At 51.3% G+C, this 9,191-nt stretch carries 7 protein-coding genes and 1 pseudogene; 7 read left to right on the top strand and 1 reads right to left on the bottom strand.

Annotation, left to right across the window (positions count from 1 at the left end):
* Positions 1-70 precede the first annotated feature (70 nt).
* The gene (locus AC0QH1_RS23780) at positions 71-559 is read left to right on the top strand and encodes a pentapeptide repeat-containing protein (RefSeq protein ID WP_324633864.1); all 489 of its coding nucleotides are present in this window, start codon (positions 71-73) and stop codon (positions 557-559) included.
* A gap of 175 nt (positions 560-734) precedes the next feature.
* Here AC0QH1_RS23780 and AC0QH1_RS23775 read toward each other — a convergent pair whose 3' ends face one another.
* Positions 735-1,001, bottom strand: coding sequence for a hypothetical protein (locus AC0QH1_RS23775; RefSeq protein ID WP_324633863.1), 267 nt, complete (start codon positions 999-1,001; stop codon positions 735-737).
* Positions 1,002-2,314: 1,313 nt separating this feature from the next.
* Between AC0QH1_RS23775 and AC0QH1_RS23770 the strand changes: the two genes are divergently transcribed.
* From AC0QH1_RS23770 to AC0QH1_RS23745, 6 genes and pseudogenes are all read left to right on the top strand, one after another.
* Complete coding sequence (locus AC0QH1_RS23770; protein ID WP_324633862.1) at positions 2,315-3,463, top strand: glycosyltransferase; 1,149 nt, start codon at positions 2,315-2,317, stop codon at positions 3,461-3,463.
* A gap of 254 nt (positions 3,464-3,717) precedes the next feature.
* Complete coding sequence (locus AC0QH1_RS23765; protein WP_324633861.1) at positions 3,718-4,419, top strand: undecaprenyl-phosphate galactose phosphotransferase family protein; 702 nt, start codon at positions 3,718-3,720, stop codon at positions 4,417-4,419.
* A gap of 617 nt (positions 4,420-5,036) precedes the next feature.
* Positions 5,037-5,612: pseudogene (locus AC0QH1_RS23760) on the top strand (GDP-mannose 4,6-dehydratase); the annotation flags it as partial.
* Positions 5,613-5,681: 69 nt separating this feature from the next.
* Positions 5,682-7,130 (top strand): GDP-mannose 4,6-dehydratase, encoded by a 1,449-nt coding sequence (locus AC0QH1_RS23755; RefSeq protein ID WP_324633866.1) that lies wholly within the window; start codon positions 5,682-5,684, stop codon positions 7,128-7,130.
* Positions 7,131-7,268: 138 nt separating this feature from the next.
* Entirely contained in the window at positions 7,269-8,213 is a 945-nt protein-coding gene (locus tag AC0QH1_RS23750; RefSeq protein ID WP_324633865.1) for a GDP-L-fucose synthase family protein, read from the top strand.
* Positions 8,214-8,395: 182 nt separating this feature from the next.
* Positions 8,396-9,007: a 5-formyltetrahydrofolate cyclo-ligase gene (locus tag AC0QH1_RS23745; RefSeq protein ID WP_324633860.1), complete on the top strand. Its 612-nt coding sequence runs from the start codon at positions 8,396-8,398 to the stop codon at positions 9,005-9,007.
* The last annotated feature ends 184 nt before the right edge of the window (positions 9,008-9,191 follow it).

Raw genomic sequence — 9,191 nt, 5'->3', positions numbered from 1 at the left:
GGGGGAGAACTCCTCCCTACGCATAAATGACGAGGGTTTCCGTTCTCCCCCTTACCAACCCTAATTTCTGATGAAACTAGAAATTGCCCTAACAATGTCCCTGGTGGCGTCCTTCGCGATCGCCTCCCCTGCGATCGCGCAACCCAATACTGGGGATCTGGCTCAATTGCGAGAAACCAAGACTTGTCAGCGATGCAATCTCAATGGCGCTGACTTGAGCGGCATTGATTTGCGTGGTGCCGATTTAACCGATGCTAATTTAATTAATGCCAACCTGAGTAATGCCAACCTCCAGACAGCAGACTTGCGAGGCGCTGATTTAACGGGAGCAAATTTTCAAATGGCTGACTTAACCCAGGCGAACCTCAATTCGGCTAACTTAAGTACGGCTAATCTCTTGGGCACCGTCTTGTTGGATGCCAATCTCGATTCGGCAGATTTGAGTAAAGCCAATTTTTATGGGGCAGACTTACGTAGAGCTAATTTCCGAGGCGCGAATATCAAGGAAGTTAACTTTTTTGGTGCCAACTTAGAAGGTGCGATCGGTCTGGAACCATAGCCTCCCACTGCCTTTCTATTCTACCTGACGCCCCAACTGCTCTTCCTCTTTTTTACCACGGTTTTCACCGCTTGCCCCTGAGTGATGATAAATCTTCCCTTCCCGTTGATTTTCCGGCGCATTTCCCACTCCTCCCCGTCTTCACTAGACTTCTCCAGAAAAGGTTCTCAAACCCTTATGCCACCGTTCCTAAATCGGTATTTTTGGAGAGGTCTACTGTCGCGATCGCGGGGGTGGGAAATGCGCTCTCCACACCGCTACACTCACCCTCTGAAAGCCCCGCCAATCTCACCCTCCGCATGCCCAATTTTGCCCGATCCATAGGGGTAGCGCGGGGGAAAGCCTCGGACGCCATTTGCGATCGCTTGATGACATTGGCGAGAATTTTCCCTTCACCCCCTCCATCCCCCAAATGCAGGTAGCAAACCCTCACTAGTGGCAAAGCTGCAATTTCAACTTTAGGAGTTATCAATATAGTATAAGCTGAGAAAAGACCCTTCTCATCGCGCTACTCACATTTCCACAACCGTCCCACTCCCGTCCCCTCCCCCACAAACACCCACCGACGGAGGCTATAGGCTGCCTATCTTTCACTTCCCCTTATCAGAGAAAATGGCCAAGCGCCGATTATCTCTAACCCATACACTGCACAACCCACCCCTGTGAATCGAATTCGAGACGCTAACAAAGTCTCAATTCTTAATTTTTCATGCTCAATTTTCCCGTTACCTCGCCCCACTTTATACGGCAAACTCACAGAAACCTGCGGAGTGCAACGGTTTTTCGCAAGCGCTAACCCAACTCTCTCAACCTTCACGCACCACCTCAAAATCCCTCGCCCGAAAGCTAAGTTACCAAGATCGTCCGTTTTTTTCGTTCTCAGGGTGAACGATGATGAGCAAAAGGTTCAGACATCATCCCTGTGGCTTGGAAGGTGCAAGTGCAAATTTATACTATTTTCAAACCCCAGAATTCTGGCGGGCGAAGTGCCGAACCAGATCTAAGCTATCTCATAATACTCCATAATTTATCTGGGGGCGCGATCGGCAATCTCTTCCCAGGAGAACCTCATGGGGTCACGCTTGAGGCTCTCTCCCATTGCCAAAAAAATACAATTCATCCTTATCCCTCGCAAAAGAGAAGAATAATAACCGTCGCTCTTTCCCTACCATGCAACCCTAATTATTATCGCTCCCTGCAAGCCGATCGCGCGGAATTCGACGAAGAACAAGCCTTGCAACACTGGCGGACTTTTCACATCAATATCAATAATGAAACCCGCCGCTTTTTATGTCTTATCAATTTAGACGACTACCGACTCGAAGCTACTTTAGCGAGGAACCACCGATCTGTCCGAACTGGATTCAGGATTTTCTCGTGGGGGTGATATCTATCTCTATGACTTGAATGCCAACAACCTGTCCCAACTAACTAACCACGACGGTGGATAATCAGCGGCTTTATACTTAAAATCCGTAGCTAACGTTGCACTTAGCCCAGGCCAGAGGTAGCTAAAATTGCAATCTAGAAGCAAAATAAGTCAAGAAACGCGAACCGATCGCCCCCGAGCGAGTGTGGAGAAAAGCAAAGTATGATACCGTAGGTTAAGTTGGGTGCTTTTATTGCCCTTCGCAGGTTGCGATCGCGCCCGTTTGAAGGATTCCCAATGCCTTGCCGAATTCTTTTTTTCGGTTTCCCGGCTGGGTGAATTCTGACCGTTGCTCAACTGTAATACCCCGTACATTGTCGCGAATAATGGTGAAAAATTATGCTCTGGTGCATGAATGGCTAACCCCTCATGCCACTGGAGGTTCGGAACTGGTGGTCAAAGAAATACTCAACATTATTGACGCCGACCTTTATGCCTTGATTGATTTTGAATCAACCAATCCCGACAGCTACCTGTTTAAGCGGGAGATCGGCACCACCTTTTTACAAAAGTTTCCCTTCGCGCGCACCGGGGTGCAAAAATATCTGCCCTTTTTACCCTTGGCGATCGAGCAACTGGATTTGCGGGAGTATGACGCGATCTTATCTTCTTCCCATGCCGTGGCCAAAGGGGTACTCGCCGCACCGCACCAGACGCATATCTGTTACTGCCATACCCCGATGCGCTATGCGTGGGATTTAACCTTTGATTATCTCAATCACAGTTCCTCGGGTCGGGGAATTCAGGGAATCTTGACGCGCTATTTGCTGCATCGCCTGCGCCAGTGGGATGCGATTTCCGCCAACCGGGTGGATTATTTTATTGCCAACTCGCAACATACCGCGCGTCGGATCTGGCGCTGTTATCGGCGAGAGGCGGAGGTGATTTATCCGCCTGTGAATGTCGATCGCTTTTCATTTCAACTGGACAAGGAAGAATTTTACCTGACGGTTTCGCGACTGGTGCCTTATAAAAAAATCGACTTAATCGTTCGCGCCTTTAACCAACTGGAAAAACCCCTGGTGGCGATCGGGACCGGGCCGCAGTTGGCCGAAATTCGGGCGATCGCCGGTCCTAACGTGCAAGTGCTGGGATCTCAGCCCGATGCGGTGGTGGAGGACTATATGGCTCGAGCCAAAGCCTTTGTCTATGCCGCCTGTGAAGATTTTGGCATGGCCTTGGTGGAAGCGCAAGCCTGTGGTACCCCGGCGATCGCTTATGGTGCAGGGGGGGCCAGGGAAACGGTACTGGATCTGCGGGAATATCCGCAAACTGGTACCGGGTTATTGTTTCCGGCGCAAACCGAAGCGGCGTTAATGGAAGCGGTAGAAACCTTTGAGGCGCTGCGATCGCAGTTTAACCCTCACCAAGCCCTCGCCCGGGCTTTACAGTTCTCCCCGAAAGTCTTTCAACAGCGTTACAAAACCTTCCTGGAATCTTGTGGCGAACCCGGGCATCCCTCCGGGAGGGAATAAAGCCAACCCCCGGCAGTTCACCAATGCAGGAAGGAGTTACAGATAATTAATTTCTAACACCTGCCCAGCGATCGCGGATCGATCCCCCCGAGGCGATGGAAACCCGAAGGGAAAAACGCCGGACAAGTCCCACAGGCACTTGGAAAGAGGCGATCGGGTCAACTCTGAAAGTCCCCTGTAATCTCCAGACGCAATGCAAATTGTCTGAAGGCTTTACAATCAGGACTGTGTGTGGTGTGAATTAGAGGAGTAAGATGACTGCCGATAGCCAACTCATCTCCGGCAAAATCATTCAGGCGGTTACGAAGCGTGCCTTTTGGCGAATCCTCGTTGGTATAGACGCAGAATTTGTCAAGCGGCTGTTCGACGTACTGTTTTCCCTGTGCGTTTTGATACTGTTTTCCCCAGTGTACGTAATTTTAGGGCTGCTGATTTACATCAGTTCCCCCGGACCCATCTTTTACCTGCAAGAGCGCGTGGGGAAAAACCATAAAAAGTTCGGTTGTATCAAATTCCGAACGATGGTGCAAAATGCCGACGAAATTTTGCTGGATCTTATGGAAACATCGCCCAATCTCCGAGAAGAATTTGAAGATAGCTTCAAGCTCAAGCACGACCCTAGAATCACCTGGATCGGCCATTTCTTGAGAATAACGAGTCTAGATGAATTCCCTCAATTCTGGAATGTTTTGAGAGGGGAAATGAGCGTGGTCGGCCCTCGTCCTTTAGTGGTCGAAGAACTTCCAAAATATGGGCGACATATTGATAAAGTGCTAACCATCAAGCCAGGAATTACCGGGTTGTGGCAAGTTTCGGGGCGAAACGACATTCCCTATCATCGGAGAATTCAAATTGACGTTTACTATGTCAATTTCCAGAACTTTTGGATGGATATGTGGATTATCTTGAAAACCCTAAAAGTCGTATTGTTCCCCAAAGATAACGGGGCTTACTAACCCCTAAAAATCTTAATAAACTGTGCCCGATAGACCGGGACAGTTTATTAAGATTTAGCAGCGACTTGCTGCAGGAAAAACCATGTTTTAACAAAGGGGGACATAGGGGAGCCAGTCGAAATCCCATAAACAAAGCGCCAATTCCTTCAGAAAAAGATAGGGAAAAGCTGGTTTAGGGCAATAGAACCCACCCGGAAACAGAAATCATTTGCGATCGCTCCTGCCCGAACCCGTCGCGCAGCCAAAGCTTTGTTAAATTTTTGTCAAACCCACACCGGAACTTCACATGAGGGTGAAGATTTCGCGGTAAACTGTTAATCATTTAAGACTCCGTGGAATCAAGATCGAGGGGAGTCGCGAGCGCTAGAGTTCCGGGCACAGCTTGGAACCCTAGGGTCCAACAGACCCAACGCCAACCGGAACTTCCCCCGAGGGTGAAGTAGCGCGGGGAGCAAAAAAACCCAATTTAATAAGTCCCCTCTCAGGAGCGCAAAGTAAGCATAGGGGCAGGAGGCAAGAGCAGGGAAAAATCCAGGGTGCTTGTCAGTCGAGCGACTGACGCGATCGCGCTCGATCGTCCTGCCCATCCAACCACAGATCTAGAGGAAAAATAGAGGATGACGGAACGCAAGCGGGCATTAATCACAGGCATCACCGGTCAAGACGGGTCGTACCTCAGCGAATTGCTGCTGGAAAAAGGCTATGAAGTTCACGGAATTATCCGCCGAACCTCCACCTTTAACACCGATCGCATCGATCACATTTACGTAGACCCCCACAAACAAGATGCCCGATTATTTCTGCACTACGGCGACTTGACCGATGGCGTCACGTTGCGCCGAATTCTCGAAGAAGTCAAACCCGTAGAAATTTACAACCTAGGGGCGCAATCCCACGTGCGGGTGAGCTTTGACGCCCCCGAGTACACCGTGGATACCGTGGCGATGGGAACCCTGCGCCTGCTCGAAGCGATTCGGGATTATCAACACCGCACCGGGATCCAAGTCCGCTTTTATCAAGCCGGATCCTCGGAGATGTTTGGCAAAGTGCAGGAAATCCCGCAAACAGAGACCACCCCATTTTATCCGCGCAGTCCCTATTCCTGCGCCAAAGTTTACTCCCACTGGCAAACCGTCAACTATCGCGAATCCTACGACCTATTTGCCTGCAATGGAATTTTGTTCAACCACGAGTGCGTCACGGCGCAAACCCCAGTCATCGTTCGCCAAGACGGCTTAATCGATATCCTTCCCATTGAAGATATGGTTCCCCATTCCAGGGAGGGGAACCCCGGCGATCGCCACACCACAAACCTCGTCCGGGGCGATCGCTTTCAGGTTTGGGATGCCAATGGCTGGACCGAAGTCACTTGCATGACCGCCACCTGGAATGGAGCCAACTGCCCCTCCCCGAAAGCCTTGCATCGGATTGCCGCTCCCGGAGCAGTTTACCATGCCACCAGCGACCACCGGGTGTTTGCCCGCCAAAACGAGCAAACCCTGGAAAAACCCGCCGACGACATCCAAGTTGGGGACTCCTTAGCCTTAATCCACCTTCCCCAACCTACCGAGCAAATCGATTTGACCGAAACCGAAGCCTGGTTGCTGGGAGTTTTGGCGGCGCGCGGGGAAGTGAGCGCATCGGGAAGCATCACCGTTACCCTGGCAAATCCTGCGGATCGCGATCGCCTCGCCGCCAGTTGGCGCAAGGTGACGGGGGGACAGATCGCGCCAAACCGTAGCGCCACCGATAAGATTCAACTGCAACTGCATGGCAATCGCGAATATGGTCGCTACATCTACGCTTCCCTTTACAGCAGTTGCGGTGACAAGCGGATTCCGAAGCGGATTTTAAATGGGTGCGATCGCGAACGACTGGCCTTTTTACAAGGATTTTATGGCTTAGATGAACTCCACCGCACCCCCACCGCCTCCCCGGTGCCCGAATTTCGCACTGCTTCTGCGGTGATGGCAGCCGGTCTGTATTGGATGGCGCTCACCACCCTCCACCAATCGGCGAGAATTGGCACGGAACAGCAAGAAGACCGACTTTACTATCGCGTCACCCTGAATTGTGCCGACGACCCCCACCCGGGCCAACCCCTCGATACAGTCGTCAAAGCCGACAAAATTAACTACACCGGTTGGCTATTTGACTTCGCCACCACCTCTGGCACCTTCCATGCGGGAGTGGGACAAGGATGGATCCACAACTCCCCCCGACGGGGTGAAACCTTTGTCACCCGCAAGATTACCCGGGCGGTGGCGCGCATCGTCGCCAAACAGCAGCAAAAACTCTACCTGGGCAACCTGGATGCCAAACGCGACTGGGGATATGCCAAAGACTACGTGCGCGCCATGTGGCTGATGCTGCAGCAAGACCAACCCGACGATTACGTAATCGCCACCAACGAAACCCACTCCATCCGGGATTTTCTCCAGTTAGCCTTTAATTACGTCAACCTCAACTGGGAAGACTATGTGGAGTTCGACCCTCGCTATCTGCGTCCGGCGGAAGTTGACCTGTTAATTGGCGACCCGGCGAAGGCGAAAAAACAATTAGGATGGGAACCCTCGGTGACGTTCGAGCAATTGGTCGCCTTGATGGTGGAAGCGGACTTACATGCCCTCGGCATCGAGTCTCCCACCGGGAAATCCATTCTCGATCGCGCCTTTATTCGCCAAGAAATCGGCCACCGCATGGTGGATTAATCGCGCCATTTAATACCGGGCAAATCCGAAGGAAAAGCGTGCCGAGTGGCGCTTTTCCTTCGCGATCGCGGCATACTCAAAGGAGCGCGCGCCTGGAACTTAGACTACAACATACTTGAGCAGCCCAGGGGATATGCAATGGAAAGCATCGATTTAAAAGACAAACGAATTCTGGTCACCGGGGGAGCCGGTTTTCTGGGTCGGCAAACTATCGACCAACTGTGCAAAGCCGGTGCCGATCGCGAAAAAATTACCGTACCGCGATCGCGCGATTATGACATCAGGAAAATGGACGCTTGCCAGAGTGTCGTCCAACAACAAGATATCATCATTCACCTCGCCGCTCATGTGGGAGGTATTGGCTTAAACCGGGAAAAACCCGCCGAACTTTTCTACGATAACCTAATGATGGGCACTCAATTAATTCATGCTGCCTATCAAGCAGGGGTGGAAAAATTTGTCTGTGTCGGCACTATCTGCGCCTATCCCAAATTCACCCCAGTTCCCTTTAAAGAAGAAGACCTCTGGAACGGCTATCCGGAAGAAACCAACGCCCCCTACGGTATCGCCAAAAAAGCCTTATTAGTCCAACTGCAATCCTATCGCCAACAATATAACTTCAACGGCATCTATTTACTCCCGGTTAACTTATACGGACCGGAAGATAACTTCGACCCGGGCAGTTCCCACGTCATCCCGGCGTTAATTCGCAAAGTCCACGAAGCACAACAACGGGGCGATAAAGAATTAGTGGTTTGGGGAGATGGCACCCCCAGTCGCGAATTTCTCTACTCCACTGATGCAGCAAGCGGCATCGTTATGGCCACTCAATCCTATCACAAACCCGACCCGGTAAATCTGGGCACCGGCCATGAAATTACTATCCGCGATTTAGTCGAACTGATTTGCGAGTTGATGGAATTTGATGGGGCAATTGTCTGGGATACGGACAAACCTAACGGTCAACCGCGCCGCTGTTTGGATACGGAACGCGCCAAACAAGAATTCGGTTTTACCGCTGAGGTAAGCTTTAAAGAAGGGCTTAAAAATACCATCGATTGGTATCGCAAGCATGCGGATTAATTCCCGGTTTCCGGTATCGGGAAATGAGTTAAAAGTTGGCTGATTTTTCAATGGTTTGGCGCTGACAATACTCCCGTTTCGAGCGGAGATTCCTCCGAAACGGGAGCGTTCGGGAAATTTGTTGAGCCAATTGTCAGCGGGTTGACTCGAAATTGGATAAACTGAGGAATCCGGTTTAAAATATGAGGGATAAAAATCTCGGTGTTAGACTTGTGAATGCGATCGACCCTAAACTGGAAAAAGCTCAACTGAGAGGGGATCTGCTACAGGTGCGAAAATCCCTCTCTGTAGAAGAATGGCGGGAGAAAAGCGATCGCCTAATATCCCACCTGCAATCTGCTGCTCAATTTACCCAAGCGCGAACCATTCTCGCTTATTTCAGCTTTCGCCAAGAACCAGACCTCAGCCCGCTGTTTATCCACCCCCACCACCAATGGGGCTTTCCCCGCTGTGTGGGCAAATCCCTGGTTTGGCATCGCTACTGTGCCGGCGATACCCTGACTAGGGGAGCTTTTGGCATTACCGAACCGAGCGCCGACGCGCCGCTGTTGTCCCCGGAGGCGGTGGATTTAATCCTAGTTCCGGCTGTGAGTTGCGATCGGCGCGGTTATCGGTTGGGTTATGGCGGCGGCTTTTACGATCGCTTTCTCAGTCAGAGCGCATGGGCCGACAAACCCACGATTGGCATTATCTTTGATTTCGCGTTTGTCCCCGAGTTACCCATCGAACCCTGGGACCGCCCCTTGCACGGCGTCTGTACCGAACGCGGATTGCGCTTCATTTCACAGCGATAAGCCTCACTTGCGCCCCTCCCGGGGGGGGTCACGCGACGGACGATTGTCCGTCGCGCCTCAACCACTCCCTTTCGTTGTCCATGTGGTCAAGAAAATACAATTACTATAATGTCAGGGACTCCGTAGAAACCAACCCCATGTCTAAAGCCAGGGGCTTGTACTTCTAACCACCTGACCAGCCTAA

The organism is Phormidium sp. CCY1219 (assembly GCF_055795085.1).
This window is presented reverse-complemented; position numbering and strand designations above follow the sequence as displayed.